Raw genomic sequence first — 23,959 nt, 5'->3', positions numbered from 1 at the left:
GCCAGCCTCTTTCTTTTGAACATGGAATTGAAGCAATAAGAACTACGCGGAGTGTCCTGCTGTTGGTTTGGCTTTTGAATGAACCCTTGTCGCCCATAGGATCAACACAGAGAAAATCATGATAACGATACACATCCAGTACACATGACGAAATCCGATGATTTGGGCAAGAATACCGCCGCCCATATTTCCCACAAGACGACCAATAATAGAGCCATTGTAATAGAGGGTCGTGGACTGTCCCGGTGAATGAGGCAACAAATCCGTGAAATAGCTTAGTCCATTCCCCATCACAATGGCTACATATATTGCCTGCAGAAGCTGCGCCGCGATAAGCTGCCAGGAATGGGTGGATAGGCTTAAGATGGCGTAATAAAAAAGCCCAACAAAACAACCGATGATCAACAAACTGTGGTTTGATATCTTCTTGCCCAAGGAACCTAATACAAGCATAATGGGGATCTCCAAACAAGCAGAGATACTAACGACCAATCCAACTTCCATCGGTGTACCCTGAAGCTCATGAACAATAAACAACGGTGTGTTGATGGTATTCATCGCATTTACAGCAAACATGAAGATAAAGGCGATAAACGGCAGCATGATTTTTTTGTTTTTCAGCGATGAAGTGTGTGCGCTTTTTACTTTATCCTTATTTTGCTGGACTAATTTTCGTCTTTGTAGAAAAAAGAAAACAAGAAATGCGATGGTAATATAGATAAAGGACGTGCCCAGAAAGAGTCCCTTATATCCAAGTACACCCAATATAACTGTACCGACAAGTGGTCCAATCAGGAAGCCTAAGGACACAAGTGAACGTAATATAGACATAGCGAACGTTTTATCATTGTTTTGACTTGCTACTGCCGATTCCTGTGCATAGGCGTAGATTTGCGGCATCGCAGGTGCGCCTAATCCACTAAAAAAAGTTATGACAACCAACAGAATAATGAATTGATCAAACACCAAATATGAAGCGTATCCCAACGCAGACGATAGCATTGCCAAAATAATTAACCATTTCCGATCCAAACCGCGATCTGACCGTTTGGCAATAAGCGAGTTGACCAGTACTCCACCTAATGAACTTACTGCCATGAAAACGCCAAAGGTTCCCATGCTCATTCCCAAAACTTCGGTGGCATACAAGGACAGATATGGCTGAGTAATTGAAATACCTATTCCGACCAGCAGAATGCAAATGATGAATAAACGATATCCTTTTATCTCAAACAGATTTTTAATCCGTGTAAACAAATTCTCACCTCCAGTCAGAACGCATTTCGTTAATAGCGAGAGAACGATTTTTCATTCTGATTCTCCTCTCTAAAAAAGTAAGGCTGTTGCCGTGTCTCTGTCATCCAATTATGCACCAAGTGAATTTAAGACCGATAACCAATTCATCGCAAAAGATTGCCTAATCTTCTCAAGACCATTTATATATGGGATCTTCATGGTTTATAATTGGGCTATTCCGTTGAAGGAGTAAGGAGGATATTATGTCTAAGCCCATATATAAGCAACAGGAAGATCTTGCCCGTGTTATTCAGCAATATTCAGAACACGAAGGTTTAAATGAAACTGCGATTCCTTCTTTATTTTTTATTCGTCGCTCATCAGTGACCGGTCCGAAGCATGCTGTTTACAAACCGTCCTTGTGCATTATTGTTCAAGGTGCAAAAGATGTATGGCTGGCCGAGGAGCGCTTTAGATATAGTCCAGCCGATTATCTTGTGGCCTCCTTGGACCTTCCGGTTACCGCACAAGTGGTTGAGGCTTCCTCAGACGCTCCCTATTTGGCTCTAAATCTTGTATTTACGCCGGAGCAAGTGCTGGATGTATTACGCGATACCGAATTGCGAGATAGGCGGAAGGAAAATGCCAAACGAGGCATATATGTCAGCCCGACGGAGTTAACGATGTTGGATGCCCTAATTCGATTAGTCCGGTTGCTGGATAAACCAAAGGATATCTCGATATTGGCCCCTCTCTATATCAAGGAAATTCTCTACAGAGTTCTTGAAGGTGAGCATGGAGGCATGTTAGAGCAGATTGCACTTGAAGGAAGTGCTACGTACCGCATCCGAGATGTGATTGAACGGATTGTAAGTAGTTATAATCAAACGTTTCGCATCGAGGAGCTTGCGGAGATTGGAAAAATGAGCGTGGCTTCACTGCATAGACATTTCAAAGAGGTTACCGCCATGAGTCCTATTCAGTTCCAAAAACAATTAAGACTGCAGGAAGCAAGGCGTCTGTTATTGTCTGAATCGACGGATGCTGCGGATGTCGCTTTTCAGGTCGGCTATGAGAGTCCTTCACAATTCAGTCGTGAATATTCTCGCATGTTTGGTTTTCCGCCAAGAGAAGATGTAAAACGTCTACGAGCAATGACCCATTCAAATTAAATGCACACTAAAAACCCCTCAAGAAATGATCTTGAAGGGGTTTTGATTTGGCTTTTTAGAGTACTTTCTCCAAGAAGCTGATCGTCCGTTCATTTTTTGGATTTCCGAATATTTCAACAGGGGTGCCCTGCTCTACAACATATCCACCGTCCATGAAGACAACCCGATCCGCAACTTCACGGGCAAAGCCCATTTCATGAGTCACGATAATCATCGTCATACCTTCGCTCGCAAGATCCTTCATTACACCAAGGACTTCGCCTACCATCTCGGGGTCGAGCGCCGAAGTTGGTTCATCGAATAACATAACGTCCGGATTCATAGCAAGCGCACGAGCGATTGCTACACGTTGTTTTTGTCCGCCCGAAAGTTGGTTGGGATAGCTGTCTGCTTTATCCGACAAACCAACCCGATCCAGCAAACGAAGTGCCGTATCGCGTGCTTCCTGTTCTTTTAAAATCCCAAGTTCTCTGGGGGCAAACATAATATTTTTGAGCACGCTGAAATGAGGAAACAGGTTAAAGTGCTGAAATACCATACCTATGTTCTCGCGAGCTTTGTTAATGTTCGTTTTGGGATCATTTAGATCTCGATCATCTACGATAACCCGTCCAGCTGTGATCTCATCTAGCTGGTTTATGCAGCGCAAAAACGTACTTTTACCTGAACCTGAAGGTCCAATGACACAGACAACTTCACCTTCGTTGACCGATATATCGATGCCTTTCAACACATGATTCGTGCCAAAACTTTTCTTTAATCCTTCTACTTTAATTTTACCCACGACGAACCCTCACCTCCAGGTAGTCAGCAATTTTAGTCAATGTGATGATAACAATCAGGTACATAATCGCAACAGTCAACCAAATGTCGAAAGAGGCGAATGTTCTTGCGATAACAATCTTACCGGATTGCGTCAACTCCACCAGGCCAATGACGGACAAGATCGACGTATCTTTCAATGTAATAACCATCTGATTAATAAACGAAGGAATCATAACCCGTATGGCCTGAGGGATTACAATCTTTATCATCGCTTTGCGATAAGGAAGTCCCAATGAACGGGCTGCTTCCATCTGTCCACGATCAATCGATTGAATACCCCCGCGAATAATTTCCGTTACATACGCCCCTGCATTCAGACTCAACGTCAGAATGGCGGCCAGGAACAGTGGCATGGTGAAGCCCATGGCCTGAGGAATCCCGAAATAAATAAAGAATGCCAAGACGATCAACGGTATCCCACGGAAAATATCCACAAATACAGTAGCAACACCACGAAGGAACTTATTTTGACCCACTTTCATAAAGCCAAAGATCAAGCCGATGATAAAAGCGAAAAACAGCGAAATAATCGTATATAAGAGGGTATTTCCCAGACCTTTGAACAGTGCCGGCAGAGATTTTTGGACTAATTCCCAACGACCTTGGTTTGCGACAACGGCATTTTCACCAAGATATTTCTCGGTAATGCGCTTAAATTCACCGTTAGCCTTGATATTCACTAATCCTTCATTAAACATTTTCAGAAGTTCCTGGTTTTGCCCTTTACTTACTGCAAATCCGTAGGAAGCCCCGTCTTCTTTCTTGGTCACGATTTTCAAACCGTTATTCTGATTTGTCCCGAATCTTAGAACTGGTTCATCTTCAAAACATGCAATCGAGTTTCCAGTTTTCACATCATCATACATTTGCGAAGAATCGTCGAATGGAACAATGGTAAAACCATATTTTGAGGCGATAGACTCAGCAAAGCTGTATCCTTCTGTGCCCGTTTTCACGGCGACCTTTTTTCCGCGAAGATCTTCGTAGCTTTTTACAGTATCATTATTGGCACTAATCCCCATAACAACGCCTGATTCATAGTAATGCTCTGAAAAATCAAACTTTTGTTTGCGTTCATCCGTGATACTCATCCCGGCAATGACGCCATCCACCTGATTTGACTCAAGAGCTTGCACTGCCGCATTAAATCCCAGGGCTTTGATTTGATAATTGAAGTTCTGATCTTTGGCGATCGCATCCAGCAAATCCATGTCGATGCCTACATAATCCCCATTTTCATCTTGATATTCAAACGGCGCAAATGTGATGTCCGTGCCGATCACATAGGTTTTACCTGAATTAGAGTTTGCATTGGCATCCCCCGACCATCCGGATAACCCCGCCACTAGGAGCAGAATTAGTGATAGTACAAAAAATGAGACCTTGGTTGTTTTCATATGTCCTCCTCATCTCGGTGTTCTCCGAATCCTAATCATTTTCTTGTCATTGATGTTACTGTCGTGTCGTACATTTTTAGGTGTCTTTGCACATTATATTGTTATTATTTGCAGTATATTAACAATCAATGCTTTCCCTAACATTCTTCACTTTCCTCCGCAGTGTTTTATTTGACATCCATTTAAAGATCCACGTTATATTTACCCTTCAGGACAGGTTTTAAAAACCTAAAATGGACTTAAATAAAAAAAGTCGCCATATTGGCGACTCAATAACAGAGACAATATGATGATCTTCCCATGACAATTGCCAAGGTATTTAATCTTTCTTTATAAGAATGGACACTTCGGGTTATTCTTCAGCGAAAAATTTCGAAAGTGGATTTTCCACTTTTTTATCCAATGTTACCTTGCCCGTCTTGTCCAACATATAGTACTGATAATAAGCGCTGCTGAATCCAATGGATTCTTGCATCTTCATCATAAATGGTTCAAGACTCCCACTGCTCAGATGATCTTCATTCCAGAAATAGTGCAGCATCAAACGATTTTGATTATAAGGGTGTTTGATCACATAGGCTCCCGCAGCAGACGGTTGGTTCATAGTCGTTTTCCATTGAAAACCGATATGGGTAGCACGGTCTATAATGCTGGATTTTAACGCTTGTACAAAACCATTTGATTTGGCGTTACCAAGTACAATTAGGTTGCTGGTAGCCAGTTCTTTTTTCATTTTTTGCTTCAATTCCTGCCGGTCCTGGATCAGGTCATACTTCACTCCGGTTAAATCCAGAAGAGTTGTCAGTTGGTTTACCATAGCTTCCTGTTGTTTGTTCGCTGCCTTGCTCACCTGATCACTGAGCACAATGGCTAATCGCTCACCTTGAAGGGCTTTATCCATCACACGGCTCATCGTTTCAAAAGGTAAATTCGGAACCTGAGTTAACGCTGATCCATACAGCGATTGAAACTGATCATGCAGGTATGCCGTTTTCTCCTCATTCGACAGTTGATACTCGGGCTTCAGCGTAAAATTAGGCTCATATAAAGCCGTCTTCATATCATCTCGCGCCTCTTTCCCCAGTACATCTTCTATCGTTTGCAGAAGTCCGTCAATCGTAGCGTTTTGGTACACATAGCGCTTAAAATACTCTTTCATAAAGGCATCGAATTTCTCTTCCCCGACGGAACGGTACAATTGATATATCGCTTGACGGCCTTTATCGTAATAAACTGGGCTTGCCCAATCTCCCACCTCGTCATTAGTTGAAGCAATAGCCTTATCCACAGTGGAATCGTCAAATTGGATGGACTTGAAGCCATTCATCGTATCCCCCTGCTTCTCAGAAAAATACACTTTGGAGAAATCCGCAAATCCTTCGTCCAGGAAAGACTCTGTCTCCGAGTTATTCCCGATTAACGCATGAAACCACTGGTGCGCGATTTCATGCACAAATACGGTGTCCTGTTCTGGAGCAGAATTTATTCCGATTTGCCCCATTTGGATAAGCCTTGAATACTCGATAGCTACACCTTCTACATATGATTCAACAATCCGGAATTCAGGATAAGGGTATTTACCGTATTTATCACTGAAAAAATCAATGGCTTTGAATGCTTGATCAACATACCCATCAACGATTTTTTTCTTACCTGGCTGGTTGTCAAAATAATAATACTCTACGGTGAGGCCATTCCGGGTTACGCTGTCCACTTTGAAGTTTGGGCTGGCAAAGAAAGCAAACTCCCTCGTATTCTCGGCTACGGTGGATACCACTTTGCGTCCAGTCTCTTCATCATCCCGTGTGGTTATCGTACCAGGCATCACTACCTGATATTGATCGGGAACATTGAACTGAACTTCATAATCCGCTGAAGTATAATAATCCGTTTCAAATGTTTTACTATAAGGTTTGCTATCCCATTCATGCTTGGCCTCATCATAGACTGACATTACAGGGAACCAATGAGCCCCATTGATAATATCTTTGTAATACGATAACCGCTGTGCTCCATAGGGAATCTTCAGATTAAAGTGGACTTGAACCGACACGGATTCACCAGGCTGAAGGGGTTGCTCCAATTTCACCGACATAGCTTGGTCTTTATTACTGAAATCAAGGGCTTGCCCACCGGTCGTCACCTTTTCAATATCAATTCCTCCAAGAAAGTCTTCCGGTTTCTTATCAAGATTATTTTTGCTAATCTCTTCATTGGAATGTTTAAACATGGTCGTCTGTGTCGATTCCGAAAGGTTGGCATCAGCATAAGTATGAAAAACCAGTTGCTTCAATGTATCTTTGCTCGTATTTCTGTAAGTAATGGATTCACTCCCCTGTATGGTCATCTTCTTCTCATCCAGCCGGGCTTGAATTCGATATTGGATAGGCGCTTGAGCCTGAATATCTTTTGTGGCCTGTGAAATAGCTGATACAGGAGCTGCATTAGCGGCAGCACTACCCGTATTTATGATCGGGCATGCGGTCAGAATTATAGCGAGTGCGCTGATGGCTGTTATTCTGATTCGATTTGATGTGTATGAACGTGTATGATTGATATAAATCTCTCCCTCGAATGATTTTTGAAGCTCAGAGGCAAGTATAGAAGATCAACCTTACATTGGTTTAATGCGTATCTTAAATTTCGTTTAAAAAAAGAAGCTGTTTGTATTAAATGAGCATGACCATAAAGCAAAAAGTCGCTATTTAGGCGACTTTTAGTAATTGTGTCTCTTTACCGATTTTCAATGAAAGGTGTCACAAACGAGTTATAGAGTCAGGTACGAAGCCAAACATTCATTTCTCCGGCTTGTCGATTGCCCCATAAATAATAAGGGATTGCTGTGAGTTGTACTGGTTTGACGTTTTTGTGTAACGGCTTGTAAGGTTGATTATCCAACCACACGGATTCATCCACAAGTAGCCCATCAACTTCTACAGTAATGCAGCCACCAAGCAGTTCAGGCGTTTCGTGTTCTCTCAACTCTGGCTCCTCTGCGAATGAGAGTGAAGACAGTGGAGATCCATTATCCACTTGCTCCAGGCAATAAACGAGTGGGCCGCGTTGGATGGCAGCTTTCCCAGCATCTGGTCGGATCAGAGGATGAGCAGCGATCAATTGGGTCTCTAGTGGCAATATCCACTCTACTGTATCACCATCGGACCAAGCACGTTCCATTTTTGCATAACCATTATGCTTACGATAATGTTGAGGTTCTCCGTTGATCTTTAATATTGGATCCTGACTTTGAAACCACTGAGGAATGCGGACTGCAATCTCAAATGGAGCAGCTTTAGCATCATTACCAGCCAAAGAAATCGAGAACTCCACCTTTCCATGCCACGGTAATTCGGATCGTTGGTGTACTGTTACTTGCAGACCGTCTCCTGTCACCCATTGAAGCTCGCTACCGATAAACAAGTGCACATACACCGTTTTTCCGTCATTAGATATGTCATAAATATAATCATGAAGTGAACTCAATAAACGTGCCACATTAGGCGGACAGCATGAACAACCAAACCATTTCTGCCGTACGGGCTTCACATGATGTTTGTCTGGATTTTTTTCACTTGCGTCCGGGTATACCTCTAGTGGATTTACATAGAAGAAATGTTGTCCATCTTTGGACATGCTGCCAAGTACATTATTGTATAGTGCTCTTTCCATGACGTCAGCATAGTCACTTTTGGCTTCCAATTGCAGCATCCGACGTGCCCAGAAAATTAGTCCAATGGAGGCACAGGTCTCTGCATAAACCGTATCGTTAGGCAGATCATAGTCAAACGTGAATGCTTCCCCCAGATGTGTTGCACCTATGCCGCCGGTAATATACATTTGCTTGCGCGTTGTATTGATCCAGAGCCGCTCACAGGCTTCTCGCAAACTTGAATCATTCGTGAGGCGTGCCAAATCGGCCATGGCGGTGTACATATAGACTGCACGAACAGAGTGACCCACAGCGACCGTTTGTTCTCTCACTGGCAGATGAGACTGATATACCTCAAGATTGGGAGTCCCCTGTGACCAATTATTTTTCCTTCCCCGGCGTTCCCACTCTTCCACGAAATAACTTGGCTTGTTACCGCGCTCATTAATGAAATAACTGCTCAGATTCAAATAACGTTGTTCTCCTGTAACGTTGTACAGTTTAATCAGAGCTAATTCAATTTCCTGGTGCCCACAATACGCCTGAATTTTACCTTGCTCGGTTCCAAACAAGCTATCAATGAGATCAGCGAACCGACATGCGATGTCGAGAAAAATGCGTTTCCCTGTCGCATGATAATATGCAACTGCTGCCTCTATCATATGTCCAGCACAATATAGCTCGTGAGCTTCATACAGATTGGTCCATTGTCTTCCAGGCTCTTTAATGGTGAAGTAGGTATTTACATAGCCATTTTCATGTTGAGCTTGACCAATCAGATCAATCACTTCATCAGCGATGCTCTCCAGCTTGGGATCAGGTTGGTTACTGATTGAATAAGCAACCGCTTCCAACCATTTGTAGAGATCACTATCCTGAAATACCCATCCCCCGAATTCACCTTTCTCCAAGCCAGCTGCAATTCGGAAATTACGGATGGCATAGCTCGGCTCCGCGCCTTCGATTCGATCATTTAGCGCTTCCCATTGATAAGGAATGACAGTCTGACGGACTAATTCGGAGTATTCTTTCCAGAAGGTGTCTTGAATGGCTACTTTGGCTTTTCGCATTATGGAATTCCTCCTATAAAATTGACTCTTGTGGTTTTCAATTATAAGCTGTGATTACATGGGAAAATAGAATTGAATTGAACTTTTTTCTATAAAATTTAACACTAATAGGGAGGGTTATCTGTTTTGAATGGAGATGGAATCATAGAGCTTAACGTCCCCCAACTCCCCTATTATCTAGGAGCAGGACGTTCTGAATATGAAATCGGAGATCAACATCCGAACCGGAAAAAGCTTGGTATCTACGATGTACTGATTGTGGTCAAGGGAGAATTATATATTGGAGAGAATGATCAGCAATGGACCTTGGAGAAAGGAGACTCACTAATCCTGCTGCCAGAAGGAAAACACTATTCGGTCAGGCCGTGTACACATAAAACGGTATTTTACTGGCTGCATTTCGAGCATGTTGAAAGATATGAAAGCTTGCTGACCTCTTCTGATCATGAACCGGAGTTGCAAGATTCCTCCAGACCGTTTGGCAATCCTTATACGTTAAGGCTTCCTAAACATTCGAAATTAGCCCATCCACAAGCGGCTTTCAATCTTCTGGAGCAATTATTGACACTAGAAATGGATAGCTCCTTTTGGCAGGAGCAGCGCTTGCTAGGTGAATTGCTTTCCATGCTGGAAGAAGGCAGCTTGCGGGTTATGGATTCCGTGCAGACACGATTAGCAGAACAAGCAGCAATATATATTCAACAGAATTACAAGACAAAGGTCACGAATGAAACGTTGGCAGCAGCTCTCCATTTTCATCCCAACTATGTTATCCGTTGCATGAAGATGAAGTATGGTAAAACGCCAATTGAATATTTAAATGAACTTCGTTTAGAACGTGCAAAGCGATTACTGGTTACTACAGACTGGTTGATTGATCGCATTGCAGAAGAAGTGGGCTTTCGTTATGCTCCCTACTTCTCATCCTGTTTCAAACGGTATATCGGGTTTTCTCCGCTTCAATTTCGAAAGCAATATATGACTACGTAATGATATGAATTATGAGATTCGGCACTATAACGTCTGCGTTGAGGATGATTTCTGGCGTCGTAAGGTCATGATGATTAAAGATGCAGCTAATACTGTCAGGATGATTCCAAGCGTTTGAAATCCTATAAAACTGAATGTGTCTCCCATGACAATTCCAATCAACAACGATGACAAAATGGTCCCCAGATATCTCGATGTATTAAAAATACCTGATGCGACACCGATCATATCTTTGGGTGTGCTTTTAAACAAATCCGCCTGCATACCAACACTGTTGAGCCCATTACTTATACCAAATACAGCTAAGGGCAAGATGACATTCACCACTGGTGAGCCTTTATCCAATGCCACAATCCAGATGGACCCGCACGTCATTAACACCGCTGAAACGATCAAAGCTGGCCGCGTACCTGATTTGTCAATCCAGCGTCCGGCGAGAGGAGAACAGATGAGTGAACATAAACCAAGGGTTAGCATCAATAGTCCTGTATGAACTTCGTTCAGATGGCGTACCTGCTGTAAATAAGATGGCACACCAAAAAACAGAGCGTAAAACAGAGTGTTAACCAGCATAAATTGTACATTCACCCAGGTCATTTCGGGATATTTGGCAAATACCCTCAGCGGAATAAAGGGGGACGCTGTTTTCAATTCATGTCGGATAAAACTTGCTAATGCAAGCAATCCGATCCCTCCTGCCATAAGGTGCCAAGTTAAAAGATGTCCGGTTGATTTAACGGAAAGCACGCTCATTAGCAGAGTCACCAATGCGACGGTAAACAAAAGTATGCCGGGCGCATCAATCAGCAGGAACCATTTTCTGATGGACATGTCGCCATAGTTGGATTTGAGGGTCGCTTCTTTGGGAATGGTTTTCCAGGCGAATATAAAGCTTGCGATTACCAATGGAATATTCACTAGAAAAATACTTTGCCAGTCCCACCAATGAATCAATACACCGCCAATAAAAGGGCCTACCGCGGCTGCACCAGACAGGAACATCGCAAGGATAGACAGGGCAGCAGCCTGTTTCTCAGTAACGTGGATTCTTACAATCGCCATTCCGACGGCTACCATCATGCTTGTGCCAACAGATTGAATGATCCGGAATACGATAAGCCAAGAAAAGTCTGGAGATAACGGAGCTAACATGGAGGAACCAAAGACAACAACCAGACCGATAAGGAATATCTTTCTGCGGCCGAACAGATCACTGCACTTGCCCATGACCGGTTGAGCCACAGCACTTGCAATGTAAAAGGAAAAAATAATCCATGACACGGTCGTAACATCAAGTATAAACTCCTGTTGTAGTCTTGCAATTGCTATAGATATCATGGAGGAATTGAGCGGATTCAGCATGATTCCCAAGCCCACAGATATCATTAACCATATATTTCGAACATTCATTATGTATATCCCTCCTTCTTCTGTTGTCATCTTAATGGAATCCCTTTATTTATTCCAACGCATTTTATGTTATGATTTGATGAACTAAAAGGAATAAGAGAGTGGTGCGAAATGGAACTTCTTCAGCTACGCTATTTTCTGACGTTAGCCCGATGTGAACATGTGACAGAAGCTGCGGGTAAGCTGCATGTCACTCAATCCTCACTGAGCAAGACGATACAACGTTTGGAGGATGACTTGGGTGCACCGTTATTTGATCGATTGGGCAGAAAACTGCGGTTAAACGAATTCGGAAGAACATTCCTTCGACGGACCGAAAAAGCCTTATTCGAATTGGAACAGGGAAAACAGGAAATTGCTGATCTCTCCAACCCGGATCACGGTACACTTCAATTGGCAGTTACTACAGCAAGCACATTACCAGGAATCTTGCGGGAATTCCGAAAAAATAAGCCGAATGTTCAGTTTCATGTACAAATGGTTACGTTGGAAGAAATGTGCACGCTTCTCCACCGAGGCGAAATTGATTTTTGTCTGTCTTCCCCTCCAATCCAGGGAGATGAAATCGAATGTCAGATGCTGTTCCAGGACCCAATTGTAGTTGCTGTGCCTCTCGGTCATCAATATGCGAATCGAAGCAGCATCACATTAGAAGAGCTTAAGGATGAGTGGTTTGTGGGGGTGAAAAAAGGATATGGTATTCGTGATCTGGTGGACTCCAAATGTCAATCCGTCGGATTCGTACCGAAGTATGTTTATGAAGGAGATGAGCCTGCAAGATTAACTGCACTTGTGGAGGCGGAGATTGGGATTGCCTTTATACCCAATACAGCAAGAAACCCGCAGGAACGAATTGTATATCTCCGGATCGAGGATCAGAACCTAGTGAGGGAAATTGCTTTATTGTCGCATAAAAACAGATATATATCGAAAGCAGCTATCGCGTTTAGCAGCGTAGTCATAGATTATTTTGGTGCAATGTGCAAACCAATTGCTGAATAACCCATTACAAAGACCCCGCTCACCGACATAAGTGAGAGCGAGGTCTTTTGTTGTAGGCTATCGATCATGCCTATTTCCGCCAAAAGGTTGAACAGTCTGCTTTTTCCGTAATGTTGAAATCAATCATTCGTTCCAGTAATGAAAAATCAACCGGTCCATCCCACCGGATACGCACCAACTCCTTGGTGTGCTCATAGCCGGCCTTCACAATTTCATCGGAAAAATGATTAATCCCTGCCTTCTCAGGCGCCACAGCCAAATGATGTTTGGATACACTAAATCCAATAATAAATGTGCCATGATCGGTAAACATGGGCTGATTCCACGCTATTTTAGGTACTAAATTTGGGTACTTCTTGATAATCCATTCTAAAACTTCTTCCGTACGGTCCCGATGTCCCAGGTTATCAATTCGTGCTAGATATTCTGCAAAAACGTCCATATTATCTTCTCCTAACCAAGATTTATTTCGCATACTTCCTCTCATATTATCATGAAAATGAAATTGAAAAACCCTTTGGTCCAGATTCGCCAAAGGGTTGAAAGAATATATATTACTCAATGACTACTTCACCGATAGCAGGCTGTCCGAGATAAACTTCAGCTGACCTTCAAGCGATACAGGGTCGTTGTATGTATCGGAGGTCGGATCAAGCTGGAACACATGGCCCTCTTTGACCGCAGTTAGGTTTTTCCACACCGTATTATCGTATACAATCTTCGGATCGGTTGTATCTCCTGACCACGGGCTAGTGAAGATGATGTCGCCTGCATATTCCGGTAACACTTCCATCGAGATTGAGGCCCAGCCTGTGCCACTATCAATTGCCTCTGTCTGAGCCCTTTTTGGTGCCTTCAGGCCAAATTCGTCATAGAGTATTTCACCACCACGACCGTAATTATGACCAAATACAAATAATCCTTTGGCGTATGGATTCAAAATGGAGACTGTACGATCTCCTACAGCGGCAAGCACTTTTGGCTTCAACTCATTTATCTTCGCTTCCCATTGTGTGATCCAGTCTTTTGCTTCGGCTTCTCTATTGGTCAGTTTGCCCATCTCCAACATGAGATCCTTGAAATTGTGCTTACCATATTGTAACTGTACCACTGGTGCAATCTGCGACAACTTGTCGAGACCTTCCGTACCTGTGTATGCGATGATCAGATCAGGCTTTAGGCTGATTAGTTGCTCAGCTGTTGGCTGCTCTCCCAGATCTGTTGTCCCCTCACTTTTGAGCTGATCCTTGATGTACTTGTTGTTTATTGCACCTGACAAGGCTCCGACGACTGGAGCATCGAGTGCAACAAAGTACCCTGTTGAAAATGCGGTCAGATCGATAATTCGTTTCGGCTCCACAGGTACTTCCACTTCACCTGCATCCGATTGATATGTAACAGTCTCTCCTTCGGCACCTGTTGTAGTATCGGCATCAGACGCAGATGTTGAGCCGCTTGATGATTCCGTGTCCGCAGCTCCGGTTGTGTTTGCGGTCTCCGTTGTATTGCTTGATGTTGCGGACTGACCACATGCACTCAGTACGAGCAATACAATAAATACGGATATAATCCATATTGAATTTCTTCGTTTCAGCAAAATAAACCCACCTTTTTCAAATGATATTGATAATCGTTATCAACGATACCATGCAATAGTACATTTGACAAGATGCTTTCATATTCGACAAAAGACAAAACAAAAAAACACCTACCAAGGCAGGTGCTTCAAGGAATATAAATTAATTTTAAAACAGCTGCTTCCCAAATTAAATTAACGGTTTAATCATTTAACCCTTTTCCATCCAGAATTTGCTGTGTAGATTTCTCAACCCTGGACACGCGAGTCTTGGATTGCTTCGGTTGGGAAAAATAAAAAAGGTATGCCCGTTGACGTCCAGGTGTCAGTGCTTCAAAAGCCGTTTTCAAATCAGGATTTTCATCCAGTTTTGTTTGAAACTCTTCTGGAACAGCATATTCTGTATCCTTTTTGAGTGCCACTTTCAATCCGGCCTTTTCAATCTCAATGGCTTCAAGAATGTACTCTTTCAGGATGGTTTCCATATCAACGATTTGTTGAAGATTGGTGAACCGGATCTGGCGAGCAGCTTGTACATTTTCTGTTTGTTGAATTAGAATACCCTGCTCATCCTTTAACAAGGCTCCTTTATGGAAAAGAAGCGCACAATACTCCTTAAATCCATGAATGATAACGATGTTTTTATTCTCCAACGTGTAACAAGGATGCATCCACTTAAAGTCTTCGGTCAGGTCGCAGGAAAGAACGATCTCTCTTAGCTTCTCTGATTCTTCCTTCCACTTCATTGCTTTGTTTAAATATTCATCCACCTTGGGATTAGTTTTATTAGTTGTCATTAGGGACCATCCTTCATCATGCTAATCATTTTATTGTATTTTCTAAAAAGATTCACTCTTACATATGATTGCCAAGAAAAAGCAGTTAATTTCATTCGAAACCATGTAGTGTCGCTTAAATATTATGACACCATTTGGCGTCTGGTCAACACTAACTATTATTTAACTCATATACATATGTCCTATGTCCCACCTCTTATCCCTAACTAGGAAGCCGATATTAAAGAAACCAATTTGAGAACGCCCCTAGGATTTGGCGTATTGTAAAATTACCGCCGCTGCACGGATTCGCAGGTCCTCTTCTTCGCTATGCAATGCCTTTTTTAGAACATTGAGTGCTTCTTGAATAGTGCCTTCATCTACTCTAACTGAAGAATGATTATCTCCTTCAGTGGCTACAGAGGTGATCGAAACCCAGGGCTCCAGTTGAGCCTGTGTAATTGGGTGTTCGAATTTCGCAATGATTGAGTAATGACTCACAAGTGCAAGTGCTTTATCATTTAACTCTGCTAAGGGAATGCGTCCCAGCCAGGTAACGCCTCGTCGGTGGCATATGTATTCCTCTCCGGTTCCGTTGGAATCATCGTAAAAATAATCACCCAAATCCCCTACATATGTCCATTCATCATCATTTATCAAAACATAATCCCCGTCCTGCATGACGTAGGCAAAAGTATGGAGCGTGTCCAGGACATCACGAATTTCCGTCTTTCCTATCCTGTAGCGTTGAACTAATTGCTCTTTCCATTCTTCTGCAGGCTCATGCTCCAAATCTCCTGTCGCCGGCCAACCAATACCGATAAAGTTATTCTCCAGGAACGATGCAGTCCAATCGATCTCTTGCAATGTAGATTGTATATGAAACAGATTCATATCATTTCTCCTCTATAGTGATTTCAGAATTTATGACTAAGTATATACTCCAGACATTCGTCTCTGCATTATAATCAATCAAAGATTGAGCTGATAGCTAGTACAGACCTGCCTCTGATTCCGCAGCATCCATTCAATACTTGACTATCTACTACACGTTGTAGTAACTTATATCTACTACGTAGTGTAGTAATAACCTTCGATATGGACGCATAACGAAGTTAAGGAGTGTTCACTGTGAACCATCTTCAAAAATTATCAGATACTGAAATGGAGCTGATGGAAGTGATCTGGGAGTGTGAGCCACCTGTCACCTCCACCGAACTGCTGAACATGTTTTCCCAAAGGGGTAAAGCATGGAAGGCGCAAACCATCTCCACCTTTCTCTCTAGGCTAGTAGACAAAGGGGCTCTTACAGCTACAAGGGATGGACGTACCAACAAGTATGTCCCCCGTATTTCGCCCGAAGACTACAAGCTATTGGAGGCACAACAAGTCCTGGATGGATTATATCAAGGCTCTGTAAAAAATTTGATTTCAGCTTTGTATGATGGCGACAAGCTTTCTGATCAAGACATTGCAGAGCTGAGACAATGGTTTTCAGAAAAGTAGGTGTAGTCTATGAATACCATTCTTGTGTTACTGTCTACGCTGACTGTTGCCGGAAGTGTCGTTGTCGCTTTCATTCTGTCTTTGCGCCTTGCTCCCTTTCAAGTCATTCCTGCAAAATGGCGTTTTGGAATTGGGAAAATGGCTTTAGCTTTGTATCTATTGCCCATCTTTCTGGTCTTTCATTGGATTTTTTCATTGTTTACATCCAGTACTACATTAAACGAGTTACCCTTAAATGTTCAACAAGTTTTACCTGGACCATTCAATCCGGCTCCTGCCATCCAGGTACAGACCATTTCAGCAAACGTAGCTCTCGCTTTTATATGCTTATGGGGAATCGGGACCATAACTTTTGTAGCATGGCAAACATATTGTTATCACAGGTTTCTCAAGACATTAAAACTTACGCGAACCAGCGTTCCGAAGACTAGCGATGTTGCTATGCTGCTCCCTGTAATCAAGGAGAATCTGGGTCTCAAGAGCGAGGTTCGTCTTGCTTACAGCGCTCTAATTCGCAGTCCTTTTTTAATTGGATTGAGGAAACCTACTATTTATCTGCCTCTGAAGAATTCTGAAAGTGTGGATATCGGTATGGTGTTCCATCATGAACTGATCCACCTGAAAAGGAAAGATCTATGGATCAAGGCGCTCATATTAGTAGCCCGTGCATTGCATTGGTTCAATCCATTGGTTCATATGCTTTCGAAAGATATTCATACGTGGAGTGAACTGTCCTGCGATGAAGAAGTTGTAAAGGGAATGTCCCTTGCGGATCGTAAACGATATGGGGAAACCATCCTGAACGTAGTGGCAGGATCAAGGAATCTACCTATACAATTCTGCTCCTCTTTATCCGGGGATGGCAAACAACTAAAAAGGAGATTAACTTTTATGCTTAACGTAAAGAATGTGAAAAAGAAAACCTTTGTTGTAGCGATATCGACGCTATTCGTCGTTGCTGCAATTAGTACAATGACAACAGCTTGGGCTTCCAGCAATACTCCGAGGGTGGTTGCGAGTGAGGAAGCTTCCGCGGTAACACGTCCATCACAGAAAGCGGCTGTCCGAGAAGAAGCTCCTGCAGTAACGCATCCATCTGCTCGTGAAGAATCTCCTGTGGTAGCACGCCCAACAGCTCAAGCGACAGCTCGTGAGGAAGTTTCGGTTGTACCACGTTCAGATGACCAAGTGGTAGCCCGTCAAGAAGCGCCTGTAGTAACACGTCCATCTGCACAAGCGGTAGTTCCCGAAGAAGCAGCTGTAGTGGCACGTCCATCTGCACAGGCGGCTGTGCGTGAAGAATCTCCTGTAGTAACACGTTCGGCAGCACAAGCCACAGTTCGTGAAGAAGCCGCTGGGGTAACACGTCCAACAGTACAAGCGGCAGTTCGTGAAGAGGCCTCTGTAGTACCAGCGCAATCAGATTCCCGTCATTAAAAGCATTTTCATGGAATTACAAGCAGCCTTCGTTCAATTGTTGAACGAAGGTTGCTTCATTATTGTAGAAAAGATTAGTTTCGCTTAAGACTAACCAGCTACCTTCTCAAACCAAAAGACCAACAACATTTCTGTTGTTGGTCTTCCAGTCTTCTCCGTTCAATTTGCTTCATCACCGATAACTATGGTGAATGCCTCGACACGACCCCAATCGCGCAAACGGCTGTTTTATTACTGTTCTTTATACACACGTACATAATCTACTTGCATAGTTGCCGGGATATCGGACGCGTTCGGAGTACGGCCCCCGTCAAAGTTTCCACCGATTGCCAAGTTCATAATGAGATAGAACGGCTCATCGAAAGGCGCGTTCGGGTTGTTCGGTGCAGCTGTGGAATACCACTGCTGGTTAGTGACTTTATAGAAAAACTTACCGTCTACATACCATTTAATGTTGTCTTCTTCCCAGACTACGGAGTACACATGATAATCATTAGCAAAAGTTTGCCCTTCTGGGAAGTGATAATCGCCACCCGAAGACTGGTTCACGGGCCATTGTCCACCAAAGTGTATAGTACCGCTTACTGAGCCTGGAAGACGTCCTCTCGCTTCCATAACATCGATTTCACCTGATGCAGCCCATGTGCCGTATACAGAATCTTTTGGAAGCATCCACAGTGCTGGCCAAACGCCATCACCAGTAGGAAGCTTGGCACGAAAATCTACTCTGCCGTACTTCAAGGAAAGTTTATCCTTGGTGTTAATCTTACCGGAGGAATACTGTGCATACCGATTCGGATCCTGCGGGAAAGATTTGCTATCGTTCATAGCCTTGATATTCAACTTTCCGTCCTGTACAAATACATTTTGGGTGCTGTTTGTGTAGTGCTGCAGTTCTGCATTTCCCCATCCCCAGGTAGCAGCATCGTTATTGAGATAATAGCCTGTTTCATAGTTCCATTTACTTGTATCCAGCGTAGTTCCGTTAAATTCATCCTGCCAGATAAGATTCATGCCCGCGATAGCCGGGTCGGTTGGAGTTCCGATTGCGATATCCTCTTGATCGGATACATCCGGACGCGGAGCATTTGGATTGCCGATGAAGGTATAGTTGACGAAGTTGTTACCAATATTTCCACCCGCCTGTCCGTTCAGCGGATATCCGATACGAATCTGCATATTTTCCTGGATTGGCTGGAACCAAAGACCATAGATATAATCGGCCCAGTATCCCCACTGGTTGGCATCAGACATGTTGTTGTAGCCATTAGCCGAGTATGCAAACTTGCTCTGACTGGAGTTACTCAAATCCACCCATTGTCCATTGATGTTAATCTGGTATACAAAGTTGCCCAGTTCCTTGGCGATTGGCGCACCCCCATCAATTTTGGGAAGTGGAATTCCAATCGAACCATTCGCATCTGCTGTGAAGGTTGTACCTTCGTATGGCGTAATGACATATGAATTTCTTGTAGGTTCATTAAACGTAATGGTATAAACAAGGTTAGCCGAGGAAGTCTTTGATTCTAATTTGACGTTGATCGATTCCGTTACGTTAAACCAGTAACCTCCTCCACCGTCGGTGAATTGGCCAAAGTTGTGATCATAAATCCAGCCGCTGGCTGCATTATTGTCAATATCAATCCATGTGCTGCTGTTTACGGGTTTTACATATACCTTCAAATCATCAGCTACAGCTTCATAGGTCACCGCAGAATCATTGTTGAACGTTGGATATGTAAAGCCTGCACCGCCTGTGAAACTTGCTGTAATTTGCGGCCCTTGTGTCGGATTCATCGCTGTGATGGTTGTTTTGTTAATATTTTGGAATACAAGTTGGTATTCAAGCTTAACCCCATTCGCTTTGGAGTACAGTTGAATTTCGGTTGTTGCGGAAAGGGTGAACCAATAACCATTGAATCCTCCATCGCTCCAGTGCCCCCAGTTTTGGTTATAGATATAACCTCCGGCTTGATCAATATCAACCCAGTTGTTACCTACTTTCACATTAACACCAATGTCACTGTAAACATCGTTCCAAGTTGCGGAGCCTCCATTAAACTTAGGCATAACAAATCCGTAGCTGGCTTTGCCAACGCCAGATTTTGAAATAACAGGTCCATCTTCTGGTGAGAAATATTCCATTGAGGTAACTGTCGTTCCAGCTGCTTGAACTTTTGTAGTTGGCAGCACACCAACACTGGCCAGCATCACAACCACTAAGAACAAACCAAGTACCTTTTTCATAAACCGTTTCTCTGTAAAGTGAGATGGTTTCATAATTGCCCTCCTTTGATAGGATAATAGTTTCTCCCAATCTATGCGTTTAAAGGTAATCGCTTACATCGGGGAACATCTTTATTCTATCGAATAGGATAAACTGCTGAAAAGGTACAATTATTTTTGTTATATCCCAATTTTTTGGGTTTTGATTCAATTTATATATTTGTACTGTGGTATTGCACTTCACGTTCTACCTTTTGGCGCATCATTTGTCGATACTCTGTGGGTTGAATTTCCATCGCAAGGCGGAACGCTCGTGTAAAGCTTTTGTAGCTTTCATAGCCTACCATAGCAGCCACTTCAACAATCTTATGGTCGGTTTCGGCTAGGAGACGCCGCGCTTTATCCATACGTACATCTCTCAGGTATTCGGCAAAACCTTTGCCAATATTCTTCTTGAACAGATTTGAGAAATAGGCGTAATTAAGCGACACATGATTGGATACCATCGCAAGGTCCAGCGGCTTATGATAGCTTTCGTGTATAAAACGGATAGCTTCATTTAGATCCTGAGAATTGCGATAACTGTGCTTATATTCAAAATAAAACTGATTCAGTCGAAGCAGCTGCTGTTGCAGCGCTTGAATATAATCGCGCATCCCCGGATAATCAAAGAGATTACGCAAAGATTCAAGATCCAGCGATTCTTCACCCATGTAGGGACGAACAACTCGTTCGTATTCCTCCATCATCTGCACTGTGGCGCCGCAGAGCTGTTGGGTATAGCGAATATGATAGCGTTGCAGCACATTTTTATGAAATATTGCGGACACGCCCTGAGCAATTTTACCACTATCGTCAGTCCCAACAGACTGGAACAGTTCATAAAGCTCTTCATAAGGGAGTTGCCACTGCTGCTCCATATGCTCAATAACTGCTGGCAGGATGATATATTGATCTGGAAACAGATAACTATGGTGGAATAACTCATGTACTTGTGTATAACTGCCGGGCAACGTCTTCAATCCTTGCTGCGGGTCAGTCATAACGGTTATCGCATCGATCATTCCTTCCTTGAGCGCCGCTGGCAAAGCCTCCGGGTCTATGGCTGCACTCACTGCGAGGATCAGATACGGGCTGTGTTGCAGGCAAACGCAACCTTGTCTACCGAATACATCATAAGCAATACCTTCCATGCTATGGACGCTGCTGGAACCCGGCTGGTTGATCCAACATTTCTCTCGCAGCAAACATAAGCGATAATTGTGCCAAAGCGAAGGATTTTGTTCCTGGATTTGGAGGATCCAAGCCTCATCGTTTAATGCTCCCCGCATAAACATTCGTAATTCTTTACGATCAGTCTCTCGGGCGAGACGAGAGATATGCTGTATGTTGTGCGTAAGAGCCTGCCGTGTCTGAATTTCTTTCCATACATGCTCTAGTGAAGTTTGCAGATCCTCTCGCTTCAGAGGTTTTAACAAGTATCCCTTTGCCCCAAGTTCGATGGCTTTTTGAGCATATGTAAAATCACTATAACCGCTAATAATGAGGTATTCCACCTCGATGCGCTCCTCTTTGGTCTGTGCCATCAGTGCCAGCCCGTCCATGTCCGGCATCATAATATCAGTAATAACAATGTGAATGTTATGCTGGCGCAAAAGGATTAGCGCCTCCATCCCACTTGCGGCACAGTAAATATTGTTCAGCTCCAGAGGAAATTGATGCAGCATCGCCTGCAGACCGTCACGGATGTGCTTTTGATCGTCCACAACCAGAATATTGATCACTCCTACCACCCTCCAAGATTTACATTTTCCCAAGGCAAACGTATCGTTACACAGGTAAAAACGCCCTGAACACTATCAATCCAAAGACCGTAATCCTCGCCATAATGAAGCTGCAGCCGCTTATTCACATTTTCCAAACCAAGTCCGTTCTTGCTGGTAACAATCGGCGAATCCGAGTCTCCCCGCAGTGCCGCTTGCAGTCGAAATAACATCTCCGGGTCTACCCCCTCTCCATCATCTTGTATCTTAATAAGCAAGCGTTCATTCTCCACTGAAACGGTGATCTGAATACACACACTCCCGCCTGATGGTGCAGCGTGATGCACTGCATTTTCAACGATAGGCTGCATGCACATTTTAGGAATTGCATAGCGGAGCACCTCCTGCGGAAGATCTGCCCTCAATATGATGCTGCCGCCTTCCATTAAATTAATAAATTGAACGTAACTTTGAATGTTAGCAAGTTCCTCGCGAAGCGCAACCGTATCGCTGCGCCACTGCATGCTGTAGCGAAGTTGCGAACCTAATGATACAAGTGAATTCGCAATAGCAGGTTGCCGTTGAACCTCCGCGAGCATTCGAATAGATTCCAGTGCGTTATACAAAAAATGAGAGTTGATCTGCGAATGCAGTGAATGCAGCTGTGCATTTTTGGCGATCAATTGTTTATCCACGACCTGTGTCATCAGACGTTTAACCTCATGTAACATTTTGTTGTAGCTCACAGCCACTTCATCAATCTCATCCCCTCTTTCGTTCTCATCAAGGCCGGTATCAATCGTTGCATCCAGTTCTCCTTTTCGTACCTGACGCATTGAAGCCAGTACATTGTCCAGCCGTCGGAAAATGCGCCGAGTTGTATGTGATACAAGCAGCATGATGAGCAGCAGAACAAATAATGTAATCGTTACCACAAATGCATACCAGCTGCGTGGCCCCTTCATCAATGCCTGATGGGAGGCGATATCGACCACATAAGTATTTAGCGGAGCGATATATCGGTACAGTGCATAGTAGCTCTGATCACCTACCTTAATCTTAACGGGACTTTCCTGTGGCAGTACATCCAGCTGGCGATGAATACCACCAAGGATTTCGTCCAGTCCTTCTCCGGCTTTTCGAGAAAACTCATGCTCAGGATTATAAACATATTGGGGAGGATCGCTTTCGTTCATTAAAACAGAGAAGAAGTCTCCCTTGCTCTCCTGGAGCAGATCGCTGAAAAACATACTGTGTGGAACGCGAATTTCCATAATACTAGGCCTTTTTTTCTCCTGACCCTGAAGGCGAACCAGCCGGTAGTATGATAGCGTATGTTCACCATCCTTAAAAGAAAATAAGCGGTAAGCCGCACCACCTTCATCTCGAAGCTTAGCCCAGTAATCTTGCGGCCAAAATTTCTGATAATGATAGATTTCAGGCCAGATTTCATACAAGTTCGGGTTATCCACGTAAAAGCTGAGCTCACTGATCATCGCATTACTCTGAATGATATTTTGCATTTGCTCAAATTGGTTTTGCTTAAACTTCACCAGTCGTAGTCCATCCACAAGCATATTGGAATGAATAAAATCCACAAATGACTTTTGAGTGAGCGCCGTATTGGAAGCGTTCTCAATGATGTCCATTCTGCTGCGCAATTGTTCGTTCAACCATGAAACATGGCTGTTGCCCGCTGACATAGCGTCCTTATATAGCTGGGTTTCCTGCATGCGAATATATAAAAAGGATACTAAAATAACGGGAATGGCAATCATCAGGCTGAACGCCAGAAACAGCTTTTGGGATATACGGGCATTGCGGTAAAGTTTCCTCAATCTAGTCAGTAGGTAATTCACTCTGAAATCCTCACCACCTTTGTTATACCATATATTACAAGTTAGTCGATAGAAAGCGAGGTTGT

At 43.4% G+C, this 23,959-nt stretch carries 19 protein-coding genes; 6 read left to right on the top strand and 13 right to left on the bottom strand.

Annotated features, from left to right (window positions below):
• Window positions 1–42 precede the first annotated feature (42 nt).
• Window positions 43–1,257, bottom strand: a complete 1,215-nt coding sequence (locus HP548_RS22005; protein ID WP_175382847.1) for a sugar efflux transporter — start codon at window positions 1,255–1,257, stop codon at window positions 43–45.
• Window positions 1,258–1,499: 242 nt separating this feature from the next.
• Between HP548_RS22005 and HP548_RS22000 the strand changes: the two genes are divergently transcribed.
• The gene (locus tag HP548_RS22000; protein WP_175382846.1) at window positions 1,500–2,408 is read left to right on the top strand and encodes an AraC family transcriptional regulator; all 909 of its coding nucleotides are present in this window, start codon (window positions 1,500–1,502) and stop codon (window positions 2,406–2,408) included.
• A gap of 55 nt (window positions 2,409–2,463) precedes the next feature.
• Here the strand turns inward: HP548_RS22000 and HP548_RS21995 are convergent, their stop codons facing one another.
• From HP548_RS21995 to HP548_RS21985, 3 genes are all read right to left on the bottom strand, one after another.
• On the bottom strand, window positions 2,464–3,192 hold the full coding sequence (locus HP548_RS21995; protein ID WP_064638330.1) for an amino acid ABC transporter ATP-binding protein: 729 nt from the start codon (window positions 3,190–3,192) through the stop codon (window positions 2,464–2,466).
• Window positions 3,185–4,630 (bottom strand): amino acid ABC transporter substrate-binding protein/permease, encoded by a 1,446-nt coding sequence (locus HP548_RS21990; RefSeq protein ID WP_175382845.1) that lies wholly within the window; start codon window positions 4,628–4,630, stop codon window positions 3,185–3,187. The genes HP548_RS21995 and HP548_RS21990 overlap by 8 nt, the downstream gene beginning before the upstream one ends.
• Before the next feature lie 352 nt (window positions 4,631–4,982).
• Window positions 4,983–6,977: a M1 family metallopeptidase gene (locus HP548_RS21985; protein WP_246318155.1), complete on the bottom strand. Its 1,995-nt coding sequence runs from the start codon at window positions 6,975–6,977 to the stop codon at window positions 4,983–4,985.
• 64 nt (window positions 6,978–7,041) lie between these two features.
• Here HP548_RS21985 and HP548_RS33440 point away from each other — a divergent pair, with 64 nt between their 5' ends.
• Window positions 7,042–7,182, top strand: coding sequence for a hypothetical protein (locus HP548_RS33440; protein ID WP_246318154.1), 141 nt, complete (start codon window positions 7,042–7,044; stop codon window positions 7,180–7,182).
• A 223-nt stretch (window positions 7,183–7,405) separates the two neighbouring features.
• Here the strand turns inward: HP548_RS33440 and HP548_RS21980 are convergent, their stop codons facing one another.
• Complete coding sequence (locus HP548_RS21980) at window positions 7,406–9,349, bottom strand: glycoside hydrolase family 127 protein (protein ID WP_175382844.1); 1,944 nt, start codon at window positions 9,347–9,349, stop codon at window positions 7,406–7,408.
• Window positions 9,350–9,475: 126 nt separating this feature from the next.
• Here HP548_RS21980 and HP548_RS21975 point away from each other — a divergent pair, with 126 nt between their 5' ends.
• Window positions 9,476–10,339 carry a helix-turn-helix domain-containing protein gene (locus HP548_RS21975; protein ID WP_217504776.1) on the top strand — a complete coding sequence of 288 codons (864 nt, stop codon included), beginning with the start codon at window positions 9,476–9,478 and terminating at the stop codon, window positions 10,337–10,339.
• A gap of 24 nt (window positions 10,340–10,363) precedes the next feature.
• Here HP548_RS21975 and HP548_RS21970 read toward each other — a convergent pair whose 3' ends face one another.
• Window positions 10,364–11,749 (bottom strand): MFS transporter, encoded by a 1,386-nt coding sequence (locus HP548_RS21970; protein WP_175382843.1) that lies wholly within the window; start codon window positions 11,747–11,749, stop codon window positions 10,364–10,366.
• A gap of 111 nt (window positions 11,750–11,860) precedes the next feature.
• Between HP548_RS21970 and HP548_RS21965 the strand changes: the two genes are divergently transcribed.
• Entirely contained in the window at window positions 11,861–12,751 is an 891-nt protein-coding gene (locus HP548_RS21965; protein ID WP_175382842.1) for a LysR family transcriptional regulator, read from the top strand.
• 70 nt (window positions 12,752–12,821) lie between these two features.
• Here the strand turns inward: HP548_RS21965 and HP548_RS21960 are convergent, their stop codons facing one another.
• The 4 genes from HP548_RS21960 to HP548_RS21945 all read right to left on the bottom strand — a co-directional run bounded on the left by HP548_RS21960 (window position 12,822) and on the right by HP548_RS21945 (window position 15,997).
• Window positions 12,822–13,193 (bottom strand): iron chaperone, encoded by a 372-nt coding sequence (locus tag HP548_RS21960; protein WP_063565000.1) that lies wholly within the window; start codon window positions 13,191–13,193, stop codon window positions 12,822–12,824.
• 123 nt (window positions 13,194–13,316) lie between these two features.
• Window positions 13,317–14,348 (bottom strand): ABC transporter substrate-binding protein, encoded by a 1,032-nt coding sequence (locus HP548_RS21955; RefSeq protein ID WP_175382841.1) that lies wholly within the window; start codon window positions 14,346–14,348, stop codon window positions 13,317–13,319.
• A 182-nt stretch (window positions 14,349–14,530) separates the two neighbouring features.
• Window positions 14,531–15,124, bottom strand: a complete 594-nt coding sequence (locus tag HP548_RS21950; RefSeq protein WP_175382840.1) for a YdeI/OmpD-associated family protein — start codon at window positions 15,122–15,124, stop codon at window positions 14,531–14,533.
• Between the two features lie 246 nt (window positions 15,125–15,370).
• Window positions 15,371–15,997 carry a hypothetical protein gene (locus tag HP548_RS21945; protein ID WP_175382839.1) on the bottom strand — a complete coding sequence of 209 codons (627 nt, stop codon included), beginning with the start codon at window positions 15,995–15,997 and terminating at the stop codon, window positions 15,371–15,373.
• A gap of 237 nt (window positions 15,998–16,234) precedes the next feature.
• Between HP548_RS21945 and HP548_RS21940 the strand changes: the two genes are divergently transcribed.
• Window positions 16,235–16,609 carry a BlaI/MecI/CopY family transcriptional regulator gene (locus HP548_RS21940; protein ID WP_076288565.1) on the top strand — a complete coding sequence of 125 codons (375 nt, stop codon included), beginning with the start codon at window positions 16,235–16,237 and terminating at the stop codon, window positions 16,607–16,609.
• Window positions 16,610–16,618: 9 nt separating this feature from the next.
• Window positions 16,619–18,046, top strand: a complete 1,428-nt coding sequence (locus HP548_RS21935) for a M56 family metallopeptidase (RefSeq protein ID WP_175382838.1) — start codon at window positions 16,619–16,621, stop codon at window positions 18,044–18,046.
• 231 nt (window positions 18,047–18,277) lie between these two features.
• Here the strand turns inward: HP548_RS21935 and HP548_RS21930 are convergent, their stop codons facing one another.
• The 3 genes from HP548_RS21930 to HP548_RS21920 all read right to left on the bottom strand — a co-directional run bounded on the left by HP548_RS21930 (window position 18,278) and on the right by HP548_RS21920 (window position 23,873).
• On the bottom strand, window positions 18,278–20,326 hold the full coding sequence (locus tag HP548_RS21930) for a glycoside hydrolase family 16 protein (RefSeq protein ID WP_246318153.1): 2,049 nt from the start codon (window positions 20,324–20,326) through the stop codon (window positions 18,278–18,280).
• 158 nt (window positions 20,327–20,484) lie between these two features.
• Window positions 20,485–22,056, bottom strand: coding sequence for a response regulator (locus HP548_RS21925; RefSeq protein ID WP_175382837.1), 1,572 nt, complete (start codon window positions 22,054–22,056; stop codon window positions 20,485–20,487).
• Window positions 22,057–22,058: 2 nt separating this feature from the next.
• Complete coding sequence (locus HP548_RS21920) at window positions 22,059–23,873, bottom strand: sensor histidine kinase (protein WP_175382836.1); 1,815 nt, start codon at window positions 23,871–23,873, stop codon at window positions 22,059–22,061.
• Window positions 23,874–23,959: the final 86 nt, after the last annotated feature.

Origin of the sequence: Paenibacillus taichungensis, from assembly GCF_013359905.1 — a bacterium.
In the GTDB taxonomy this organism is placed as follows: Bacteria; Bacillota; Bacilli; order Paenibacillales; family Paenibacillaceae; genus Paenibacillus; species Paenibacillus taichungensis.
The sequence above is the reverse complement of the archived record's forward strand: the minus strand, read 5'-3'. Positions and strand labels throughout refer to the sequence as shown.

Coding starts and splice junctions, on each gene's coding strand:
- HP548_RS22000 (WP_175382846.1), top strand. CDS start 1,500: ATGTCTAAGCCCATATATAAGCAACAGGAAGATCTTGCCCGTGTTATT.
- HP548_RS21990 (WP_175382845.1), bottom strand. CDS start 4,630: ATGAAAACAACCAAGGTCTCATTTTTTGTACTATCACTAATTCTGCTC.
- HP548_RS21985 (WP_246318155.1), bottom strand. CDS start 6,977: ATGACCATACAGGGGAGTGAATCCATTACTTACAGAAATACGAGCAAA.
- HP548_RS21980 (WP_175382844.1), bottom strand. CDS start 9,349: ATGCGAAAAGCCAAAGTAGCCATTCAAGACACCTTCTGGAAAGAATAC.
- HP548_RS21970 (WP_175382843.1), bottom strand. CDS start 11,749: ATGAATGTTCGAAATATATGGTTAATGATATCTGTGGGCTTGGGAATC.
- HP548_RS21965 (WP_175382842.1), top strand. CDS start 11,861: ATGGAACTTCTTCAGCTACGCTATTTTCTGACGTTAGCCCGATGTGAA.
- HP548_RS21960 (WP_063565000.1), bottom strand. CDS start 13,193: ATGGACGTTTTTGCAGAATATCTAGCACGAATTGATAACCTGGGACAT.
- HP548_RS21950 (WP_175382840.1), bottom strand. CDS start 15,124: ATGACAACTAATAAAACTAATCCCAAGGTGGATGAATATTTAAACAAA.
- HP548_RS21945 (WP_175382839.1), bottom strand. CDS start 15,997: ATGAATCTGTTTCATATACAATCTACATTGCAAGAGATCGATTGGACT.
- HP548_RS21935 (WP_175382838.1), top strand. CDS start 16,619: ATGAATACCATTCTTGTGTTACTGTCTACGCTGACTGTTGCCGGAAGT.
- HP548_RS21930 (WP_246318153.1), bottom strand. CDS start 20,326: ATGAAACCATCTCACTTTACAGAGAAACGGTTTATGAAAAAGGTACTT.